Genomic DNA, 19,272 nt, shown 5'->3' on the forward strand with positions numbered 1-19,272 from the left:
TTTGGATATGTAGCTCAATGGCAGAGCATTCGGCTGTTAACCGAAGGGCTGTGGGTTCGAGCCCCTCCATATCCGCTATTCCAGGATAGCTCAAGAGGCAGAGCACCCGCTTCATACGCGGAAGGTTATGGGATCATGGCCCATTCCTGGGACTAAGAATACTTCCCCATATTGGCAAAGTAAAAAATGCCGATATGGGGAAATCTTGTTTTTGATAAGGAAGTTGAACAATTAATCACATTATTATATTACGTTTACATTTAATTTACATATCGATGATAGAATGATACTTGTAAGATTGTGATCTGAGATGAACGAAAGGGGTTTGATTAAATATGGCCACTACTGCTACTACTGCAAAGGCTAAATGCCCAAAATGTGGTGCAATAATTCCTGCACAGTCAGCCAGTTGTCCTAAATGTGGTACTCGTTTTAAAAGAAGTACCTCAACTTCAGCGGGAACTCCACAAAACAAAGGTGTAAGTCCGCAGAATTCCTCAGCTAATCGCACTGTTGCTACTGGTAGTAAAAATGTTACAAAAAGTGCTAATCAATCAATGCAAAATCCAACCAAGGCAGTAAAAAAGAAGAATTCATGGATTAGCGTTGCTGCATTAGTATGCTCCTTATTATTTATTACCGGTCCAGTAGCTGTCATTCTCAGCATAATTGATATAGCAAAAAAAGATGACGAACACAAACATGGATTATCTATTGCAGCTATGATTATAGGCTTTTTGGGATGCATGGGGTGGGTTTCAGTATTTTTGCCAAATACAAAGAATGATGTATCAGAAACTCCGATGGAAGCTCGCAATAGTATAGAAACATATTCAGAAAAAGATTATGAGCAAGTAAATGCAAATGTCAATGTTAATACTAATGAGCGTACCAGAAGTGATAATAATTCTAATTCGTCAAAAGAAAACATGATTATGCCTGATGTTTTAGGCCTTGAAAAGTATGATGCTAAAAGCGAAATAAGGAGCGTACTCGGAAGTAATGTTAAGTTTGATGAAGAATCAGAGTATAGTGATTCTTATGAAAAGGGCGTCGTAATACGCACAGAGCCAACTGCAGGAGTGAAGGTTGGAGAAGACGAGACTGTAATTATATATACATCGAAAGGGAAAGCTAAAATAATGCCCAATTTAATTGGGATGGATGCTGAGAGCGCTGAACAAGTGCTCGATGACATGGGCATAAGTATGTATGCTACAGAAGTCTTTAGCGATGGCGCGAAAAATACAGTTGTTGCAGCAGAATTTGATCCCGGAACAGATTTATCAGATGAGTATTCTGTAGATGTTGATGTGTCAAAAGGTAGTTTACAAGCATTTAAAGATTCGACGCAGGTTATAGGATATGAGGATCTTTACAGATATCCAGAGACGTATGAATCGACTCCTTTGAGAATGAATGCAACAATAACAAAAATTGAGGACTCGAAATTACTTGGAATCACTTATAGTCTTTCATATTGGGCAACATATGAAGGAGAGACGGTTATATTATACGATGATAGGTCGGTTAAGGAGCCTACATTAAGAGTTGGAGACAAGGTAATAGCATATGGATATGGCGATGGAAAGGCCACTATAGATATTAAACAAAAAGAATATCAGGGGAGCCTGCTGATTGGATTTTCATATAATAAAACTGTAGATTCATACTATGTCCCTAGATTAAAAGTTGAGCATTTTGAATTACGATAATGCTGTTAATAAACTCCGAAAAATGATACCCAAATGATACCCAAGAGATAACCAAACGATAACCAAATGATAATTTTACCCCGCTTTTGAGGGTGTTATTATTATAATGAGCCAAGGAGTGAACGAGAGAACAAACCGATTCGCTCTGAGGCTTTTCTTTTGCAAAAGAAACATAACTTTAGTGAAGCGCTGCTTCTGGTGGAAACATCAGGGCGGCGCTTTTATTTTTCCCAAAAACAGAAAGGAAAAGACGTATGGATTTTGAAGAATTCAAAGAACAGATCGCCAAAGATTTGAAGGAAGTGCTTTATTCCAGGTACGGCATGGATGCTTCGGTTGAGCAGAGAACTGTTGAGAAGCTTAACTCAGCCTACGATGCGTTGACTGTTAAGCCTGAGGACTGCGAGATCGGAGTGAGTATGAATCTGGACACTCTCTATGATGCCTACAGAAATGGCGAAGCCTACGACGTAGTTCTTAATAAGGCCGCTGAGTTGGCTGATGGGAGCCTCAGGAACAAACCCGAGTTCAACATCGAGAACATCATGAACTACGACGTCATGAAGGAAACACTGGTCATGGAGGTTGTTTCAGCAGATAGAAATGCTGACTTCCTTAAGAACATTCCTCACAAGAACATTGAGGACCTGGCTGTGGTTTACCGCTTCCAGGTATGCGGAATGGAGGATGGACACGGAACAATCCTTGTAACCAACGACCTTCTTGATAAGTACGGCATCACTGCAGAGCAGCTTCACGCTGATGCGCTGGAGAAAGCGCCTGAGATCCAGCCTATTGTATTCGAAGGCATGGCTGAGGTTCTTGCAAGACAGATGGGAGTTGAGAATGTCGAGATGCTGGGACTTAATGTTCCCCCTGAGGAGGAGCAGATGATCGTAGTCAGCGTTGAAGGCAACGTTCACGGAGCCGGAGTGCTTGCTTACAGAGATTTCTGTGAAAAAGCATCGGAAAGGGTTGGAAATCAAAGCTTTTTCTTGCTTCCAAGCAGCATCCACGAACTTCTGATCATACCTGACAACGGAAAGTTCGATGTTCCGAGTTTGGAAATGATGGTCAGAGAGGTGAATGCAACTACGGTTGATCCTGCAGAGCAGCTTACCGACAACGTTTATCACTACGATGCTGAGGCCAAGATCTTTGAGCGTGGTGATAAGTTCGTGCAGCGCCAGCAGGCCAAGGAAGCCGGAATCGACATGGGAGAGCCCAACGTTGATAAGGACGGAATCAAGGGCGAGATCGTAAACGAGAAAGCTCATGAGGCCAAGTCTGAGGTCCAGGGGGAAAAGAAATCCCTCATAGCCGACCTTAAGGCCAAGAAAGAGCAGATCGCTGCAGCTCCCAAAAAGGAGAATGCCCCCGAAATTAAGCCCAAAGCTAAGGGAGGAGACGCTAGATAAGATGATTTTTTCAAAGGACAAGCCAAAGAACTGCCGTGGCTGTGAGCACAAAGACATTTGTGGCGGTGTTAAAAGAAATTGCATATACAGACAAGAAGTTCTGGAAGCAGCTCTTAGCGCTGATTTTCCCTGCAGGACTTGTCCCTATGCCAAGGAGCATCCCATCTGTTTTCCCTGCTACAAGAATCTTCTTAAGCAGGAAGGAATCAAGGAATGGAAGGACAAGCACCCGGGACTCTGCCTTGAGTAAGCTTTGGCTGCCTTTGATCATCGGAAAGGAGGAAGAACATGGAATACATTCTTACAGGAAATGGAAAGAAAATCGGCCTTTCAGACCAGGGACTTCCGGAGGATTTCCCTATCTCCATCTATATCGACAGCAACAAAGTAGTTTGGGGAATGTGTCAGAACCTCACCAGCTACATGGTGGAGTCCTATGAAGGAAATCTGGGAAAAGACTTTATCCCCGGAACCGACTTTGTGGTTCTCTATGATGAGAACAAGGTCCTTGAGCTTATGGGACATCGCTTTATCTTTTACGACTGCCTCATCATGAAAGAGGACAACGGTCTTAAACCTCTGGAAAAGAACGAGGTGGAAGAGGCCAGAAAAGCTTTCCGTGAGCAGACCGGCAACTATCAGGCCGGACCCTTCCAGTTTAATGCTTATAAGCTATCGGAGGACTAAGGGATGGTAGGAGAAGAAGTAACAAAAGAATCCATCAGCTATGTCTATCGATCTTCCAGAGTTTCTCTGGAGGATGCAATTAAGGTCATGCGCTGGATTGATGAAACAAAAAAGGAGCTAAAGGCCAAAGTTAAGGCCAAGAAGGACGTAAAGCCCGTTGGCAAGCAGACTGTAAAACAGCTCATTGGCCAGGATCAGGGCGTCACCAGCGTTGACGTCGCTAAGACTGACCTCAGGGAGTTCCAGAAGATTGCCGGCAGGTTCGGTGTGGACTTTGCTGTAGTTAAGAACAAAGGACAGGAGCCGCCGATTTACACAATCTTTTTCAAGGCAAGAGACCAGGATGCCATCTCCAAGGTGGTTCAGCTTTACACGGAAAAGAAAATGCTTGAGCCCAAGAAGCCATCCATAATCCAGCACCTGAAAGAGCTGAAGAGTAAAGCGGCAGAGATTCCACATAAGGTAGCCCATAGGGAGAAGGTGAGGACCAGGTGATAACCTTTGAGACAATCCTTGAAAATCCCAAAGCCCTTGTGGGCCTCATTAGCCTGGCACTCCTATTGATAGTTCTTTTCATCTGGGATAGGAAGGACAACCAAAAGAAATTCAGACACAGAGTGGAGTTTGGCTCTGCAAGATGGGGAACAAAAAAAGAGATCACACCCTATGTTGACCCTGAATTCAAGAATAACATAATTCTCTCTGATTCAGAGAAGCTGACGATGAATTCAAGACCCGCTAATCCCAAGTACGCAAGAAACAAAAACGTACTGGTTATTGGTGGTTCCGGTTCAGGTAAAACAAGGTTTTTCATTAAGCCCAATTTGCTGCAGATGCACTCCAGCTATGTGGTCACTGATCCTAAGGGACAGCTCCTTCCTGAAACAGGAATGGCGCTTCTTAAGAACGATTACAAGATCAAGGTTTTCAACACCATAAACTTTGCCAAGAGCATGCATTATAACCCTTTTTACTACATTCACTCGGAAAAAGACATCCTGAAGATGGTAACAGTTCTCATGCTGAATACCAAGGGTGAAGGTAGCAGCACTGATCCCTTCTGGGACAAGGCGGAAAGGCTTCTTTATACTGCGCTCATTGGCTACATTCACTTTGAGGCTCCGGTAGAGGAACAGAACTTCAAGACTCTTTTGGAGATGCTCAATTCCATGGAGGTAAGGGAGGAAGATGAGACCTTCAAGAACCCAGTTGACCTCAGTTTTGAGGAACTTGAGGCAGAACAGCCGGATCACTTCGCGGTAAGGCAGTACAAAAAATATAAGCTAGCTGCAGGAAAGACTGCCAAGTCAATCCTGGTAAGTGCAGGCGCAAGGCTGGCTCCCTTTGATATAGCGGAGCTTAGAGAAATCACAGAGTACGATGAGCTGGAGCTTGATACCCTTGGAGATGTGAAGACAGCTCTTTTCCTGATCATGTCGGATACAGACAGCACCTTCAATTTTCTTATAAGCATGGTTTACACCCAGCTCTTTAATCTCCTCTGTGAAAAAGCGGATGACCAGTATGATGGCAGACTTCCGGTCCATGTAAGATGCCTCATCGATGAGTGCGCGAACATCGGACAGATCCCGAATCTGGAGAAGATCGTTGCAACTATTCGAAGCCGAGAAATCTCAGCCTGTCTTATGTTCCAGGCCAAGTCCCAGCTTAAGACCATCTACAAGGATGGCTGCGATACCATTGTTGGAAACATGGATTCACAGGTCTTTCTTGGTGGCGCTGAGCAGGAGACCCTGAAGGACCTCAATGCTATTTTGGGAAAAGAGACCATTGATTTCTATACAACCCAGGATACAAGAGGTTCACAGCCTACCTATGGAATTAACTGCCAGAAAGCAGCCCATGACCTTATGAGCATGGACGAACTGGCAGTTATGGATGGTGGAAAATGTATTGTCCAGATCAGAGGCGTCAGACCATTCTTTTCCAAGAAGTATGATGTTACCAAGCATCCTAATTATCCTCTGACAGCGGATTATGACAAAAAGAACTATTTCCACATTGAGAACTATCTCAAGAAAAAGAACAACATAATATTGCACGCCGATGACGAATTTATAGTCATCGACATTGATTTCAACGAAACTTAAAAACAAAAACATTATTACCGGCGCCAAAGACGTTGGCGTCGCTGACCGCAAAAAGATAGCGGTAGAAAGGACAAAATTATGGCATTTTTTCAGAGTTCAATCACAGTACTTCAGGCACTTGTAATCGCACTTGGCGCAGGCCTTGGCATTTGGGGAGGCGTTAACCTCATGGAAGGTTACGGCGGTGATAACCCCGGCGCTAAGTCCCAGGGTATGAAGCAGCTCATGGCTGGCGGCGGAATCGCCCTCATCGGTACTACACTTGTGCCTCTTCTTGCAGGTCTCTTTTGATCCGCAGGAAGGTTGAACCTAAGGCTGGGGAGAGCAATCTCCCCGGCTTTTTCCAAATTAATCGAAAATAATGGAGGGCATGAATGGAAGCCGTATTAGAACAAATTGAAGAATGGTTTAGAAACATGCTCATCGAAGGAATAATGGAACACCTGACCAATACCTTTGACTCCATGAATAGTGAAGTCGGAGAGATAGCAAACGTGGTGGGGCAGACACCGGCAAGTTACCTGCCTTCGGTTTATAACCTCATCAGGAATCTGTCGGACAACCTGATTATGCCGGTAGCAGGAATTATCCTTACTTTTATCGCCTGCTACGAGCTTATTCAGCTTGTTATCGCCCACAACAATCTTGCTAACTTCGAGACTTTTATATTCTTTAAGTGGATATTCAAAACCTTTGTAGCAGTAACACTTATCTCCAACACCTTTACCATAACCCTGGCAGTGTTTGATGTTGCCAAGTGGATCATAGACAGAAGCGGCGGAATCATCATGGCCAGTACCGCAATTGATGCATCAGCTCTGGCGGGAATGCAGGCAACTCTTGAGTCCTACGACACCGGAGTGCTGTTCAGTATCTTTTTACAGAGCTTCATCGTGCAGTTCCTGGTGAAGATAGCTGCAATCTTCATCTTCCTCGTAGTGAATGGAAGAATGATTGAGATATATCTCACAATTTCCCTGGCTCCGATTCCTTTTGCAACCTTTGGAAGCCGCGAACAGTCACAAATCGGACAGAACTATTTCAGGTCCCTCTGGGCACTTGGACTTCAGGGCTTCCTTATCATGGTCTGCGTGGGAATCTACGCTGTAATGATTCAGTCGGTAGCTTTTTCTGCTGACATCATGGGTTCGCTGTGGAAGGTACTGGGCTTTACGATACTGCTTGGTTTTACGCTCCTGAAGACCGGATCAATCGCCAAATCGATTGTCCATGCAACTTAAGGAAAAGGAGGAATATGGCAAATTATATAAGCGCACCCAGGGATTTTTCCAAAGTAAAATCCAAGGTGTTTTTCAATCTGACAAAGAGGCAGCTTATTTGCTTTTCACTTGGAGCAATGATCGGTGTTCCGGCTTTCTTTCTCATAAAGAGGCTGGGAAACATAACAGTGGCAATGCTTGGAATGATGCTTTCCATGATGCCACTGTTTTTTCTTGCCATGTATGAAAAGAATGGGCAGCCATTGGAGGTGTATTTGGAGCATTTCTACGAAGCAACCTTTGAAAGACCCAAGAAACGCCTCTACAAAAATACAAACTATTATGCACTGCTTGAGGAAATAGCAGAGCAGGAAAGGAATAAAGAGACAGATGAAGGCAATAAAACTGTTTCACAGGGAAAAGAAAAAGAAAAACGTCCCGGAAAGCGCTCAGGAGAGCATACCCTTTGACCGCATGTTTCCTGATGGGATATGCCGAGTGGGAAAGGACTTCTACACCAAGACAATCCAGTTTCAGGACATAAACTATCAGCTGGCTCAGGCAGAGGACCAGACAGAGATCTTTGAGGAGTGGTGCAGCTTCCTTAACTTCTTCGATAGTTCTGTGCACTTCCAGATTTCTTTCTTAAACATGTCCACAGATGCTGAGAAGTTTGAGAAAAAGATCGCGATTAAGCACAGACCTGACGGCTACAACAAGGTCCGTGATGAGTATAGCTACATGCTGTTCCATCAGATGCAGGCCGGCAATAACGGTCTTACCAAGACCAAGTATCTTACTTTTGGTATTCATGCTGAGAATATGAAGACTGCGAAGCCAAGGCTCATCCACATCGAGACGGACCTTCTCAATAACTTCAAGCGTATTGGAGTCCAGGCAAGGACCCTTAATGGAAAAGAGAGGCTGGAGATCATGCACGCTCAGTTCCATATCGGGGATGATGCCAAGTTCTTCTTTGACTGGAAGGACACAGTGAGGGCAGGCGCCTCGGTAAAAGATGCTATTGCACCAAGCAGCTTTAATTTCAAAAACGGAAGACTCTTCCAGATGGGGGATGCCTACGGCTGCATGAGCTTTTTGCAGATCACAGCTTCAGATATCAGCGACAGAATGCTGGCAGATTTCCTTTCCATGGAATCAAGCCAGATTGTCACAATGCATCTGCAGTCTGTTAATCAGAATGAGGCTATTAAGACCATCAAGCACACAATCACTGAACTGGATCGTTCCAAGATTGAGGAGCAGAAAAAGGCTGTTCGTGCCGGTTACGACATGGATATAATTCCTTCAGATCTTGCCACCTACGGCAAAGATGCCAAGGCACTTCTGAAGGAACTGCAGTCACAGAATGAGAGAATGTTCCTTATGACGTTCCTTATCCTTAATACCGGAAAGACCCAGCAGGACCTTGAGAACAATTTCTTCCAGGCAAACAGTATTGCCCAGAAGCATAACTGTAACCTGGTGAGACTTGATTATCAGCAGGAGCAGGGACTTATGAGCTGCCTTCCTCTGGCAACAAACCTTGTGGATATCAGACGAGGCATGACAACCTCAAGCACTGCGATTTTTGTGCCTTTTACCACACAGGAGCTGTTTCAGACGGGAAAAGAGTCACTGTACTACGGACTCAATGCTCTGTCCAATAACCTTATCATGGTGGACCGCAAGCTCCTTAAGAATCCTAACGGCCTTATCCTTGGAACTCCCGGTTCCGGTAAGTCTTTTGCCGCAAAAAGAGAAATTGCAAATGCATTCCTGGTTACTGACGATGACATCATCATCTCAGATCCTGAAGCCGAGTACAGGCCACTGGTTGAGCACTTTGGAGGCCAGGTTATCAAGATAAGTCCTACATCTGACCAGTACATCAACCCCATGGACATCAACATGAACTACAGCGAAGATGATAATCCAATCATGCTAAAGGCTGATTTCATATTGTCTTTGTGCGAGCTGATTGTTGGCGGTAAGGATGGTCTTCTTCCTGTTGAAAAGACTGTAATAGACAGATGTATCCATCAGATCTATCAGAGATACTTCGAGGATCCAAGACCTGAGAACATGCCTCTTTTGGAAGACCTGTATAAAGAGCTTCTGAAGCAGGATGAGCCTGAAGCCAAGCATGTAGCAACCGCCCTGGAGATTTATGTAAAGGGTTCACTTAATCTCTTTAACCATAGGACCAATGTTAATATCACCAACAGAATTGTGTGCTATGACATCAAGGAACTTGGTAAGCAGCTCAAGAAGATCGGAATGCTCATAATTCAGGATCAGGTCTGGGGAAGAGTCTCGTCCAACAGAGAGGCCGGAAAGTCCACCAGATACTACTTAGATGAAATGCATCTGCTCCTCAAAGAAGAGCAGACAGCCGCTTATACAGTAGAGATCTGGAAGCGTTTCAGAAAGTGGGGTGGCATTCCCAGTGGCATAACTCAGAACGTCAAGGACCTCCTGGCTTCCAAGGAGGTTGAAAATATCTTTGAAAACTCTGACTTCGTTATCATGCTGAATCAGGCGGTTGGAGACAGGGCAATCCTTGCAAAGCAGCTTAATATAAGTCCTCATCAGCTCTCGTATGTGACTCATTCGGGAGAAGGTGAAGGACTTTTATTTTACGGAAGTGTCATTCTTCCCTTTGTAGACAGATTCCCTAAGGATCTTGAACTGTATCACATTATGACAACGAAGCCTCAGGAGGTTCAGGAAGCAAAGGAGCAGGCTAATGAATGAGAAAAGTGGAAACAACGCTTCAAAGCTCAAGACCAGTACTACGGCTGCGAAGGCTGCAAGAGATAAGTTTCGTACCGGGAAAAAAGATAACGAGATGACCCTGGAGGAAAGAAAGGCCCTGGCGAAGATGAGGTCCCAGGGAAGAACCTGGGCCTATAAGGAAATTGCGGCAAGGGAAATGGCGAGAAAGGCTGCAACTGCCACAAGAGCCGTTTCCTCCGGTGTTTCAGAAGGATCAGACGATAAGAATAAAGACCAGAACGTTGGGGCAGAGAGTGCGCGTGCAGGACTTTCTGCAGCCAGCGCCATGGCTGAGGCTGTTAAGCATGACCTCTACAGCAATAAGCGCTATGAGAATAAACATAAGCGTGATGTCAGGGAAGAAAATGCTGCTAAGAAGTCAGGATCCAATCCTCAGTCTAAGGCCAGACAACACAGTCAGATGAAGAAGGAAATAAAGGAAAAAGCATTTCAGAAAAGCTCCAAAGAAGCAGCAAATCAGGTTGGAAATGTTGGCAGAAAGTTTGTTGATCAGGCTGAGGACCTGGTTGGTAAGCTCGGAGAATTCCTGAAAGAGCATGCTGAAGCTATTGGAGTAATTGCTGTTGTGCTGGCTCTTATCATTCTTATTTCCGGAATCTTTTCATCCTGCGGCTGTGTGTTTAATGGCGCTTCCCATGTGGGAATCACAACAAGCTATACAGCTGTGGATGATGAGATCCTGGCTGTTGAAGCCAATTATAGAGAATTGGAGGATGAACTGAAGGACACCATCGATAATATCGAAGTAGATCATCCGGGGTTTGATGAATATCAGTACACTCTGGATAACATCGGTCACAATCCTTATCAGCTGGCTGCAGTTCTTACTGTTCTCTATGAGCAGTATACGGAAAGCATGGTACAGGCCAAAATAGAGGAAATCTTTGAAAAGCAGTACACCTTGGCCCTGAGACCTGTGACAGAAATTAGAGAAAGAGAAGTCACAGATTATCGCTGGGTAGAGGATGACAGCTATGAAGATGGCGGCTACTACGAGGAGTACACCTACATAGAACAGTACGAGTGGAAGATATTGAAGGTCAGCCTTGTTAATCACACCCTCGACACTGTCATAAGGAGCCTTGGCCTTACAGCTGATCAGCTGGCAAGATATGAGGTTCTTCTTGAGACCTATGGCAATAAAAAATATCTTTTCGATGATGACATTTATTCCATTGTGGATCCGGGAAGATATGGGGATTACGAGATTCCACCGGAGGCTCTTACGGATGTGAGATTTGCAAACATGATCCGAGAGGCGGAGAGGTATCTTGGATATCCTTACGTCTGGGGAGGAAGCAAGCCTTCAACATCCTTTGACTGTTCAGGCTTTGTGTGCTGGGTGATCAATCACTGTGGTAATGGCTGGAATGTTGGCAGAACTACAGCTAACGGACTTTTGAATCGCTGTACCAGGATTCCTGCTTCAGAGGCCCGTCCCGGCGATCTTATCTTTTTCAAAGGAACCTATGATGTGAAGGGAGCAAGCCACGTGGGAATCTACGTGGGAGATGGAATGATGCTTCACTGCGGATCACCAATCCAGTACACATCAGTAAACACCAATTATTGGAGAAAACATTTTTATACCTATGCAAGAATCAATGGGTAGAAGGGAGAGTTATGTACGAGCGAATTGACAGACTCCGTGATGAACTGGAACGCGCCAAGAAGCGCAAAGCCGAAGCTGACCAAAGGGTAAAAAACTGTGAAGAGAAGCTGAAGGCTGCTGAGAACAATCAGATCATTGCGGAAGTAAATGCACTTAAACTTAAGCCTGAAGAGCTGGCAAGACTACTTCAGTTAGCTACGGCTCAAAAGAGTGCAGATGGATTTGATGAGGTGGCGGATGCCTTTACCAAGTCAGATCCGGGAAAAGAGAAATCGGAATACATCTACGAAGATGAAGAAAGTGAGGAAACAGAAGATGAGGAAAATTAAATTAGGGAGATTTTGCGTAAGAGCTGTGGCAGTTGCTTCAGCTCTTTTTCTTGGAATGACACCGGTAACGGCCTTTGCCTACGTCAATCCTGAAGAAACGGTAGAAGAGGAGGAAATCGTTCCTGAAGAACCGGAAGAGAAGCCTATAGAGGAATATGGTCCCCTTACTCCCGATGGCAACATGGAGCTGGTTGATGACTACGGAACTCTTGAGTGCGGCGGCAAACAGTTCATCACTGTTGTTACCAAGAGCGGCAATTACTTCTACATCATCATCGACAGAGACGACGATGGAAATGAGAACGTTCACTTCCTGAATATGGTTGATGAGCGTGATCTTCTCTCTCTTATGGATGAGGATGAAGTAAAAGAGTACAAGGGCATCAAAGAAGAAAAAGAGCCCGAGCCGGAACCTGTAACGCAGCCAGAACCCGAGCCTGAGCCGGCACCTGCGCCTCCAAAGAAGGACTACACACCTTTACTTATAGCACTTCCATTTGCAGCAATTGCAATGATCGCAGGTTTCTTTGCTTTCAAGAAAAAGAAGAAGCAGCCAAAGGAGGAGCCGGATCCCGATGCTGATTATGTGGATGAAGAGGATGATTATCTGAATCAGATTTCTGATGAGGATGATGATGACGAGGACGATAGGAGCGATGAGTAATCGAAGTTTTGTAATCAAGTGCAGAGTTTCTGAAGACGAGCTTAAGTCTGTTAACAGCAGAATGGAGCAGGTAGGCATTAGAAACAGAAGTGCTTACCTGCGTAAGCTTGTCCTTAGAGGATATGTCATAGAAGTTGATATGTCCGACTTTAAGGAAATTCTGCGACTTACAAAAATCTGCAGCAACAACCTGAATCAGTATGCACGCAGAGCTAATGAGACCGGAAGTATCTATAAGAGCGACATCGAGGATATCAAAAGATCCCACAGAGAGATAATGAGGCTTTTGGGAGAACTTCTGGATAAGTTTAATTCCATGGAGTAGCAGAAGGGAGGTGTCACATGGCAGCCACTAAGCTTATTGCCATGCATAAGAACCAGGGCAAGTCCATCGGACAATGCCTTTCTGCAAGAATCGATTATGCCAAGGATGAGGATAAGACCGATGATGGCAGATATGTAACTTCGTATGCCTGCAATGATGAGATTCCTGCCAAGGAGTTCGAAACAGCAAGACAGGAATATATCAAGAACACCGGACGAGAGTATGAGGGCGATATCATTGCTTATCAGATTCGCCAGTCCTTCAAGCCCGGAGAAGTAACTCCTGAGGAGGCGAATGCAATTGGCTATGAAACTGCCATGAGGTTTACCAAGGGCGAGCACGCTTTCGTTTGCTGCACGCATATTGATAAAGAGCACATTCATAACCACATCATTTATAACTCGGTGAATCTTCACTGCGACAGGAAATTCAGAGATTCCTGGTACTGTGGCCTGGGGCTTAGAACTCTTAGTGACATCATTTGCCTGGAGCATGGTTTGTCAGTTATAGAGCCATACAAGAATCCCGGCAAGAGACCTAAGTATGAAAAGAGCTGCAGGCAGGATATCAGAGAATCCATCGATAAGGCTGTGGCTGAAAATCCCAAAACCTTCGAAGATCTGTTGAGCTCTTTGGTGAAGGAAGGATATGAACTTAAGCGAGGTAAACACCTTGCAATACGAGGACTTGGCAGAAAGAATTTTGTCCGTTTCAAATCTCTTGGTCAGAATTATTCTACAGATTATCTGACGAAAATTATCGAAGGAGAAGGGCAGAATAAGACAGAAAAGCCAGAGAGACATTTCGACCTTCTCATCGATATCCAGGAAAAGCTCCGCCAGGGAAAAGGCAAAGGCTACGCTCGCTGGGGACAGCGTTTTAACAGCAAGGCCATGATGAACACACTTCTTTTTCTGAATGAAAAGGGAATCAGGAGCTATGAAGATCTGAAGGAAAAGGCTGATTCTTCATCCAAGAATTTCCGTGCTCTTACAGAAGAAATCAAGGGCATTGAAGGCAGAATTGCTGAAATCAACGATATCAGGAAACACATCATCAACTATTCCAAGACCAAGGATGTTTATGAGCAATATCGCAAATCCAAGTTCAGCCCAAAGTTCTATGAAGCTCACAGAGAGGAGCTTGCACTTCGCAAAGCTGCTCAGAAAAAGTTTGATCAGCTTGATGGTAAGATCCCAAAACTGAAGGACCTCAACAGGGAGTACAGCGAGCTTATGGACAGGAAAAAGAAATGCTACAGAGACTACAAGCTGGCAAATGAAAGCAATAAAAAACTCCAGGAAGCCAAGTATAACGTGGAGACCATGCTGCAGCTTGATACCAATGGTAGAGACCATCAAAAAGAGAGACCACGAAGTAATCCCACCAGGTAAAAAGTCCGAGTCTGCGAGGGCTAAGCTCCGATGATTTTCATCGGTCTAAAGGGTTTGGGAATAACTTCCCAACAAGCGGCAAGAGCATTTGTGGCCCAAATGCACTGCTTGCCACTTTCTTTTAAGCCCTCGCAGGGATTCTTCAGAAGCGGCTTTCCGCGGATATTTCAAATGATACAAAACCTGAAACACATAAACCATAAGGAGGAATATTTCACATGAACAAAGTATTATTATCAGGACGATTAACTAAGGATGCGGAGATCAGAAATGCTGACTCCGACAAGAAAGTAGCAAGATGTACTCTTGCAGTAAACAGAGATTTCAAAAAAGAAGGAGATGGGCCAAATGCTGACTTCATTGGCCTCGTAGCTTTCAAAAACCAGGCCAACTTCCTGGAGAAGTACGGCAAGAAAGGAACAAAGTTCATCGTCACCGGCCGTATCCAAACCGGCAGCTATGACAAGGACGGTACCAAGATCTACACCACAGATGTGATCGTAGAGAACCTGGAATTTGCCGAGAGCAAGAGTTCAGGAGATCAGTCTGGTGATGCTAATGATGGCTTCAACGATCTGCCGGATTTGGATGTGATTCCGTTTAACTAAATAGTGAGTTTTATGAAAAGGGTAGCTTTGCAATTGTGAGGCTACCCTCTTTTTTATTGCAATAAAATACTTGAAAGCCGCATGGATGTTGACTTGGCAAACTGTCCTTTTTATAGGATATGTCAAGTGAGACAATTCTATCATCAGGAGAGGTGAAACAAAGTGATTTGTGGGTGGAACTGCAAATTGATTCATAGAAAGGCGGTACAAAATATGTTTTTTGGAAAAAGAGAAAAGGATAAAGACGTAAGAATTTCAGAATCTCAATATAAGAGTCTTGTAAGTGGAATGTCAAAGAAAGAGCGCAAGGATTTTGAGCGGAAACAGAAAGAGTTTAGGCGTGACAGAGAAGATGATCGCCTGGAGGCATGGCTCGATTTTGAAGTTGATATGGATGATATGGGCTGGTAAGGAGGCACGTTATGGATAACAAACATTACATATTCTTTTACAATAGATGCTGCAAACCAATAGATAAATTTGATGTGGCTATTGCAAAGATTGCTCTCTTTGCAGTGAAGTTCACATTGTTCTTGATCATTGCTTTTGCTGTACTACTGATGATTATCTTTTGAGACATGAGGGGGAAGAGCTGATGAAGAGATTGCTGTATTGGGTAAGAAAATGTCTTATGGGTTATAACAAATTCTGCAGGCATTTTTGCGTGACGTGTGAGTACTTTGAGATTTGTCATAAGGATGGAGAGCCAGAATAAGAGCTTGTGTTCTGGTTTTAAAAATAGAGCTGACGTTGAAGGACGTCAGCTCTTGCACTGTTGGAGCATATTATGCCAATGGATCAAAGTCACCAGAAGTTAATGATTTTAGTTTATTACTCCAGTCTTTTGCGAGCATTGTGATAGGGGTTTCTCCTCCAAATGGGTTCCCGCCAAGACTCTTGTAGTATGCGCTGTTTTTATCGAAGACGTCTGATGGGGCTATTCCATTATCGGAGAATAATGTGTTGATTTTATTCTTGATGTATGTTTCATCGAATGTTGCTCTTTCGTTTTTGGCTTGTTCAAAGAATGTGGGCAGCATTAATATCATGAAACGTAAGCCGGATATTTTTGAGAAGGGGCCGTATTGAGCATCTCTATCTGAAATTTTTGTGCCAACTGCTTGTTCCCATCCATGTAGATAATTCGAAATCAACTGAAGCATTTTTTCCTCATCTAGGTTATTTCCTCCGATATTTTTGATATCGGACTTATCAAGAATGGTTATAACTTGTTGAGCCTTTAGTCCACCTGTCACCTTTTCTGCCCCCATAATAATTCGACCTTTTAATGGAGAAACAGTCTCATTGTTTAGCAAAGATACGATACCGTGATAGGATTGTTCTTTACCACTTAACATATTAAGTTTCTCTCTGAACCACATGAGGAGATTTGAAGCTACCTTTTCTTGTTTTTCATTAGTGTTTTTGAAGATGATGCGCTTCTCTCTTAGTGTTGGCTTAATATACATTTCAAAGGTGATTTCAAAAGTAACGTCGTCTCCTATTTTGATGTAATCTGGCAGGAATGAGAAAAGTCTATGCTGACCATCCATTATATCAAAAGAATTCTTGAATTCATTGAATTCTTCTTCTGTTTCAGGAAAATCAATATAGAATAGTTCAGGAATTTTTGTGTTCTTGTCCTTTTTTACATTCAATAAATCATTTTTAGTACCAATAACTACTGAGGTTGACAATGTGCCGTCACTTTGTACGAATTGTGAAATTTCTTCAAGCCTTTTTGGATTTATAGGACGCTGTGCCTCTTGAACGGCAGATAATTCTACTGTGGTGGCAAGACGGACAAAATCTTTTGCAGGGGCTTTTCCAACGTATCGTTTCATGTTGTGCTGAGTGACTTCAAATACATAAATTTTCCTCATAAGAACCTCCTTAAACAAGTTTTAACAAGTATTTTATTTGGTAATCAATGCTGGCGTTTTTTGCTTCATTGCATTTTGAACAAAGCATTTGCAGATTGTGATTCTCATTAAGTTCGTCACCAACATACTTAAAGGGAACAATGTGATCTGCATGAGCATGGATATTTATGGTGGCATTACAAATATTGCATTTATACGTCTGACTTTTTAGAAGTTGTACCTTTGTCTGATCAGAGATGGCTTTTCTATACGTTGATTTGTTGATGAATGCAGTTACAAGAGAAAGCATCCAATCGGTTTGGGAATCAGTTAGGTCTACGTTTATTTCGTTTTTGAATAATCCTTTTATACATGAGGATTTGTTGCTTGCTCTGCTAATAATATTGCGAATGCGTTGTTTTGCGGATGGAGAGCAGTTTTTATCACAGAAGGATTTAAAATATCCTAAAGTTTGAGCTTCTTCGACTGCAGATAATAATTCATCCATAGTATTCCTCCTATGATGAAAAGATATCATAATTAGATCTAAAATTCAAGATGTAATAAATAGATCTAAACATTAAGGCGATGTGTGGATGTTGCAAGAGAAGTCAAAATGATGGGAAAATGGGATAAGAACTGTGTAAATATCTAAATATAATCGCTAAATATCTAAATATAATAATGTTTGTTGACCATAGTTAGAAGGGGGATTATCATTCAAATTGTCAAATTGATGTGCGCACATCATTAAACGATGAGTCGATTAAAAAAGGAGCTGACAAAAATGAAGTGTTACAAATGTAAGCACTGTCGTTACCGTGGTACAAGATACTATTGCAGCAAAGATAGAGAGTGGATTAGTAGCGAAAATTACTACACCATGAAAACTATTGCATGCAGTGAAAACCTTAAGAAAGACGAGATGGTTGGTGAGTACGTTCTTTTTAAACTAAGTTAAGACAATGATGAGATGCACAGAGATTTGGAGGATATTTAAAGATGGAATTGCATATTAGTTCAAATGATTTTGATTTTATCACAGACATTTTTGAAGAAGCATATGAGCGAATGGAAGACGTTAAGGGCTATTGTTCTTTAAATGGAACTACTAAAGAGGGTGAGCATTATTTTGGAGTAAATGTTGAAGGGAAAGATTTTTCTAAGGAAATGAGGACACCGGTTTCTTTTGGACAGATGCTAGACATGATGAAATATGTTGGCCCAAATACAATTTATTTTAAAAGAGATGATTGGGAAGGAAATCATGAAGCAGTATTTCTGGATAATCTCTGTGGAGTTCATATTATTAGCAAGTGCTTTTTGAGTGATGTATGTCAGGGAGATGGTTGGGTAAATGTACATACAAAGCTTTATACTGAAAGCATCCCCTATATACCAAACTATGAAGACATGTTTGAACATGGTTGGTATGTTTATAAAATCAAGAATCATGTTGTTACGCAGGATGATATGTACAAAGAAGGCGATGACTTTGACGACTTAGAGGATTTTGAAGAGCTTGATAATGAAGATGATGAAATGGTAGATTTTGGCGGCTATTCATTTTGATCCATTACTATAGAGAGTTGGGAACCAAGGAGAGACAAATGTATCAAATTTATGATGTATTAACTGAAGAACACATATTAAGAAAAGACTATGACAACATGGTCAGAGTTGAAAAAATCGCAAAGGTAAAGTCAATTGATAGAGATAAAAAAGAAATCTATGGATTAACTTCGCAAGCATATGGTTTTTCTAAGAAAGAGAACATTGAGAAATTAGAGTTTATTACAGCCGATTGGAAAAACTACTTGTTTGCAGATGAAAATTCTATGGATGGCAGCTTGTTTGCGATTAGGTTTGCTATCAGAGGTGCTGCAGGACCTTTAACAATTAGTGTTGCAACTAAAATGTTTGCAAGTGTTCTCAAAATGACAGAAGAGGCAGTTTGGTTTCAAACTGGAATACATGGATCACTAAACTCTCTTTCTAAGAATATCAAGAGATTTCAGAAAGAAGGCGTGGATGTTTTTGATATTGTTATTCTGACATATGACGCTAATAGGAAGGTTCTTAAGGCATTTCCTTCAACACTTGGTGAACTACTTATAAAGATAGGAATAATAAGAAATGGTGGTGGAAGAGGACTAAAGACGGTTGATCCAGTATTTAATCTTGATGGCAAAGCTTTGCATGAGAGAAATGAAAAAGTTCATGGAGTACCCAAAAAAGAAGACGATACTAGCGAGCCTGTGTCAATAGAACACTCGGTGCTTAGTGGGATGAATGATGACTGGATCAAAATATGTGATAGCTACCCTGAAGAAGGTGAAAAGATTTTCAAATACGCACAATTGTTGATTGATGAGATTAATAAATGTAAGGAGCAGTTTGACAAGACAGCCAAGAAAAGTATCAACGATGAAAAGTACGATGACGCTCATGGCTATATAGATCAGTCACAATTTCTTCAGGAATGCTTAGATACGATAACTGACTTGTTTGAAGCTTGAGAATTAACT

The 19,272-nt window shown here is 42.6% G+C and carries 22 protein-coding genes, 2 tRNA genes and 1 pseudogene; 23 read left to right on the forward strand and 2 right to left on the reverse strand.

Annotated elements, in window-relative coordinates; genetic code table 11:
* Positions 1 to 3 precede the first annotated feature (3 nt).
* The 20 genes and pseudogenes from G588_RS0108255 to G588_RS22455 all read left to right on the forward strand — a co-directional run bounded on the left by G588_RS0108255 (position 4) and on the right by G588_RS22455 (position 15,457).
* Positions 4 to 75: transfer RNA gene (locus G588_RS0108255), tRNA-Asn, on the forward strand.
* A gap of 4 nt (positions 76 to 79) precedes the next feature.
* A tRNA-Met gene (locus G588_RS0108260) sits at positions 80 to 152 on the forward strand.
* A gap of 183 nt (positions 153 to 335) precedes the next feature.
* A complete protein-coding gene (locus G588_RS0108265) occupies positions 336 to 1,715 on the forward strand; it encodes a PASTA domain-containing protein (RefSeq protein WP_022778263.1) in 1,380 nt (459 codons plus the stop codon).
* Positions 1,716 to 1,969: 254 nt separating this feature from the next.
* Complete coding sequence (locus tag G588_RS0108270; protein WP_022778264.1) at positions 1,970 to 3,133, forward strand: DUF5688 family protein; 1,164 nt, start codon at positions 1,970 to 1,972, stop codon at positions 3,131 to 3,133.
* A 1-nt stretch (position 3,134) separates the two neighbouring features.
* Positions 3,135 to 3,383: a hypothetical protein gene (locus G588_RS0108275; RefSeq protein WP_022778265.1), complete on the forward strand. Its 249-nt coding sequence runs from the start codon at positions 3,135 to 3,137 to the stop codon at positions 3,381 to 3,383.
* A 38-nt stretch (positions 3,384 to 3,421) separates the two neighbouring features.
* Positions 3,422 to 3,820, forward strand: a complete 399-nt coding sequence (locus tag G588_RS0108280) for a hypothetical protein (protein ID WP_022778266.1) — start codon at positions 3,422 to 3,424, stop codon at positions 3,818 to 3,820.
* A gap of 3 nt (positions 3,821 to 3,823) precedes the next feature.
* Positions 3,824 to 4,315 carry a PcfB family protein gene (locus G588_RS19655; RefSeq protein WP_022778267.1) on the forward strand — a complete coding sequence of 164 codons (492 nt, stop codon included), beginning with the start codon at positions 3,824 to 3,826 and terminating at the stop codon, positions 4,313 to 4,315.
* 98 nt (positions 4,316 to 4,413) lie between these two features.
* A pseudogene (locus G588_RS19660) lies at positions 4,414 to 5,931 on the forward strand (VirD4-like conjugal transfer protein, CD1115 family); the annotation flags it as partial.
* A 78-nt stretch (positions 5,932 to 6,009) separates the two neighbouring features.
* The gene (locus tag G588_RS0108295) at positions 6,010 to 6,222 is read left to right on the forward strand and encodes a Maff2 family mobile element protein (RefSeq protein ID WP_022778269.1); all 213 of its coding nucleotides are present in this window, start codon (positions 6,010 to 6,012) and stop codon (positions 6,220 to 6,222) included.
* Between the two features lie 83 nt (positions 6,223 to 6,305).
* Positions 6,306 to 7,172 (forward strand): VirB6/TrbL-like conjugal transfer protein, CD1112 family, encoded by an 867-nt coding sequence (locus G588_RS0108300; RefSeq protein WP_022778270.1) that lies wholly within the window; start codon positions 6,306 to 6,308, stop codon positions 7,170 to 7,172.
* Positions 7,173 to 7,186: 14 nt separating this feature from the next.
* Entirely contained in the window at positions 7,187 to 7,621 is a 435-nt protein-coding gene (locus tag G588_RS0108305) for a PrgI family protein (RefSeq protein ID WP_022778271.1), read from the forward strand.
* Entirely contained in the window at positions 7,542 to 9,908 is a 2,367-nt protein-coding gene (locus G588_RS0108310) for a VirB4-like conjugal transfer ATPase, CD1110 family (protein ID WP_022778272.1), read from the forward strand. Before G588_RS0108305 ends, G588_RS0108310 begins: the two co-directional genes overlap by 80 nt.
* Complete coding sequence (locus G588_RS19665; protein WP_022778273.1) at positions 9,901 to 11,562, forward strand: C40 family peptidase; 1,662 nt, start codon at positions 9,901 to 9,903, stop codon at positions 11,560 to 11,562. Before G588_RS0108310 ends, G588_RS19665 begins: the two co-directional genes overlap by 8 nt.
* Positions 11,563 to 11,573: 11 nt before the next feature.
* Positions 11,574 to 11,891 (forward strand): DUF4315 family protein, encoded by a 318-nt coding sequence (locus G588_RS19670; RefSeq protein ID WP_022778274.1) that lies wholly within the window; start codon positions 11,574 to 11,576, stop codon positions 11,889 to 11,891.
* A complete protein-coding gene (locus G588_RS0108325; protein ID WP_026668664.1) occupies positions 11,878 to 12,555 on the forward strand; it encodes a DUF4366 domain-containing protein in 678 nt (225 codons plus the stop codon). Before G588_RS19670 ends, G588_RS0108325 begins: the two co-directional genes overlap by 14 nt.
* A complete protein-coding gene (locus tag G588_RS0108330) occupies positions 12,548 to 12,880 on the forward strand; it encodes a plasmid mobilization protein (RefSeq protein WP_022778276.1) in 333 nt (110 codons plus the stop codon). The genes G588_RS0108325 and G588_RS0108330 overlap by 8 nt, the downstream gene beginning before the upstream one ends.
* A 17-nt stretch (positions 12,881 to 12,897) precedes the next feature.
* Positions 12,898 to 14,274 (forward strand): relaxase/mobilization nuclease domain-containing protein, encoded by a 1,377-nt coding sequence (locus G588_RS0108335; RefSeq protein WP_022778277.1) that lies wholly within the window; start codon positions 12,898 to 12,900, stop codon positions 14,272 to 14,274.
* A 218-nt stretch (positions 14,275 to 14,492) separates the two neighbouring features.
* Positions 14,493 to 14,882 carry a single-stranded DNA-binding protein gene (locus G588_RS0108345; protein WP_022778279.1) on the forward strand — a complete coding sequence of 130 codons (390 nt, stop codon included), beginning with the start codon at positions 14,493 to 14,495 and terminating at the stop codon, positions 14,880 to 14,882.
* Positions 14,883 to 15,095: 213 nt separating this feature from the next.
* Positions 15,096 to 15,293: a hypothetical protein gene (locus G588_RS0108350; RefSeq protein WP_022778280.1), complete on the forward strand. Its 198-nt coding sequence runs from the start codon at positions 15,096 to 15,098 to the stop codon at positions 15,291 to 15,293.
* An 11-nt stretch (positions 15,294 to 15,304) separates the two neighbouring features.
* Positions 15,305 to 15,457 carry a hypothetical protein gene (locus G588_RS22455; protein ID WP_022778281.1) on the forward strand — a complete coding sequence of 51 codons (153 nt, stop codon included), beginning with the start codon at positions 15,305 to 15,307 and terminating at the stop codon, positions 15,455 to 15,457.
* A 210-nt stretch (positions 15,458 to 15,667) separates the two neighbouring features.
* On the opposite strand, the gene G588_RS0108360 is transcribed toward G588_RS22455, so the two are convergent.
* Both G588_RS0108360 and G588_RS19675 read right to left on the reverse strand, forming a co-directional pair.
* Complete coding sequence (locus tag G588_RS0108360; RefSeq protein WP_022778282.1) at positions 15,668 to 16,765, reverse strand: DGQHR domain-containing protein; 1,098 nt, start codon at positions 16,763 to 16,765, stop codon at positions 15,668 to 15,670.
* 10 nt (positions 16,766 to 16,775) lie between these two features.
* Complete coding sequence (locus tag G588_RS19675) at positions 16,776 to 17,252, reverse strand: HNH endonuclease (protein WP_022778283.1); 477 nt, start codon at positions 17,250 to 17,252, stop codon at positions 16,776 to 16,778.
* Positions 17,253 to 17,531: 279 nt separating this feature from the next.
* On the opposite strand from G588_RS19675, the gene G588_RS22460 reads away from it, so the two are divergent.
* From G588_RS22460 to G588_RS0108375, 3 genes are read left to right on the forward strand one after another with little or no spacing between them, the layout of a single operon-like run.
* Positions 17,532 to 17,705, forward strand: coding sequence for a hypothetical protein (locus G588_RS22460; protein WP_155830769.1), 174 nt, complete (start codon positions 17,532 to 17,534; stop codon positions 17,703 to 17,705).
* Between the two features lie 41 nt (positions 17,706 to 17,746).
* Positions 17,747 to 18,316: a hypothetical protein gene (locus tag G588_RS0108370; RefSeq protein ID WP_022778284.1), complete on the forward strand. Its 570-nt coding sequence runs from the start codon at positions 17,747 to 17,749 to the stop codon at positions 18,314 to 18,316.
* 38 nt (positions 18,317 to 18,354) lie between these two features.
* A complete protein-coding gene (locus tag G588_RS0108375; RefSeq protein ID WP_022778285.1) occupies positions 18,355 to 19,263 on the forward strand; it encodes a hypothetical protein in 909 nt (302 codons plus the stop codon).
* The last annotated feature ends 9 nt before the right edge of the window (positions 19,264 to 19,272 follow it).

It is taken from the genome of Butyrivibrio sp. AE3009 (genome assembly GCF_000420845.1).
Classification (GTDB): domain Bacteria; phylum Bacillota; class Clostridia; order Lachnospirales; family Lachnospiraceae; genus Butyrivibrio.

Coding starts and splice junctions, on each gene's coding strand:
- G588_RS0108275 (WP_022778265.1), top strand. CDS start 3,135: ATGATTTTTTCAAAGGACAAGCCAAAGAACTGCCGTGGCTGTGAGCAC.
- G588_RS0108350 (WP_022778280.1), top strand. CDS start 15,096: ATGTTTTTTGGAAAAAGAGAAAAGGATAAAGACGTAAGAATTTCAGAA.
- G588_RS19670 (WP_022778274.1), top strand. CDS start 11,574: ATGTACGAGCGAATTGACAGACTCCGTGATGAACTGGAACGCGCCAAG.
- G588_RS0108270 (WP_022778264.1), top strand. CDS start 1,970: ATGGATTTTGAAGAATTCAAAGAACAGATCGCCAAAGATTTGAAGGAA.
- G588_RS19655 (WP_022778267.1), top strand. CDS start 3,824: ATGGTAGGAGAAGAAGTAACAAAAGAATCCATCAGCTATGTCTATCGA.
- G588_RS0108300 (WP_022778270.1), top strand. CDS start 6,306: ATGGAAGCCGTATTAGAACAAATTGAAGAATGGTTTAGAAACATGCTC.
- G588_RS0108345 (WP_022778279.1), top strand. CDS start 14,493: ATGAACAAAGTATTATTATCAGGACGATTAACTAAGGATGCGGAGATC.
- G588_RS22455 (WP_022778281.1), top strand. CDS start 15,305: ATGGATAACAAACATTACATATTCTTTTACAATAGATGCTGCAAACCA.
- G588_RS0108370 (WP_022778284.1), top strand. CDS start 17,747: ATGGAATTGCATATTAGTTCAAATGATTTTGATTTTATCACAGACATT.
- G588_RS0108375 (WP_022778285.1), top strand. CDS start 18,355: ATGTATCAAATTTATGATGTATTAACTGAAGAACACATATTAAGAAAA.
- G588_RS0108330 (WP_022778276.1), top strand. CDS start 12,548: ATGAGTAATCGAAGTTTTGTAATCAAGTGCAGAGTTTCTGAAGACGAG.
- G588_RS0108305 (WP_022778271.1), top strand. CDS start 7,187: ATGGCAAATTATATAAGCGCACCCAGGGATTTTTCCAAAGTAAAATCC.
- G588_RS0108325 (WP_026668664.1), top strand. CDS start 11,878: ATGAGGAAAATTAAATTAGGGAGATTTTGCGTAAGAGCTGTGGCAGTT.
- G588_RS0108310 (WP_022778272.1), top strand. CDS start 7,542: ATGAAGGCAATAAAACTGTTTCACAGGGAAAAGAAAAAGAAAAACGTC.
- G588_RS0108280 (WP_022778266.1), top strand. CDS start 3,422: ATGGAATACATTCTTACAGGAAATGGAAAGAAAATCGGCCTTTCAGAC.
- G588_RS0108360 (WP_022778282.1), bottom strand. CDS start 16,765: ATGAGGAAAATTTATGTATTTGAAGTCACTCAGCACAACATGAAACGA.
- G588_RS19675 (WP_022778283.1), bottom strand. CDS start 17,252: ATGGATGAATTATTATCTGCAGTCGAAGAAGCTCAAACTTTAGGATAT.
- G588_RS0108335 (WP_022778277.1), top strand. CDS start 12,898: ATGGCAGCCACTAAGCTTATTGCCATGCATAAGAACCAGGGCAAGTCC.
- G588_RS0108295 (WP_022778269.1), top strand. CDS start 6,010: ATGGCATTTTTTCAGAGTTCAATCACAGTACTTCAGGCACTTGTAATC.
- G588_RS19665 (WP_022778273.1), top strand. CDS start 9,901: ATGAATGAGAAAAGTGGAAACAACGCTTCAAAGCTCAAGACCAGTACT.
- G588_RS0108265 (WP_022778263.1), top strand. CDS start 336: ATGGCCACTACTGCTACTACTGCAAAGGCTAAATGCCCAAAATGTGGT.
- G588_RS22460 (WP_155830769.1), top strand. CDS start 17,532: ATGAAGTGTTACAAATGTAAGCACTGTCGTTACCGTGGTACAAGATAC.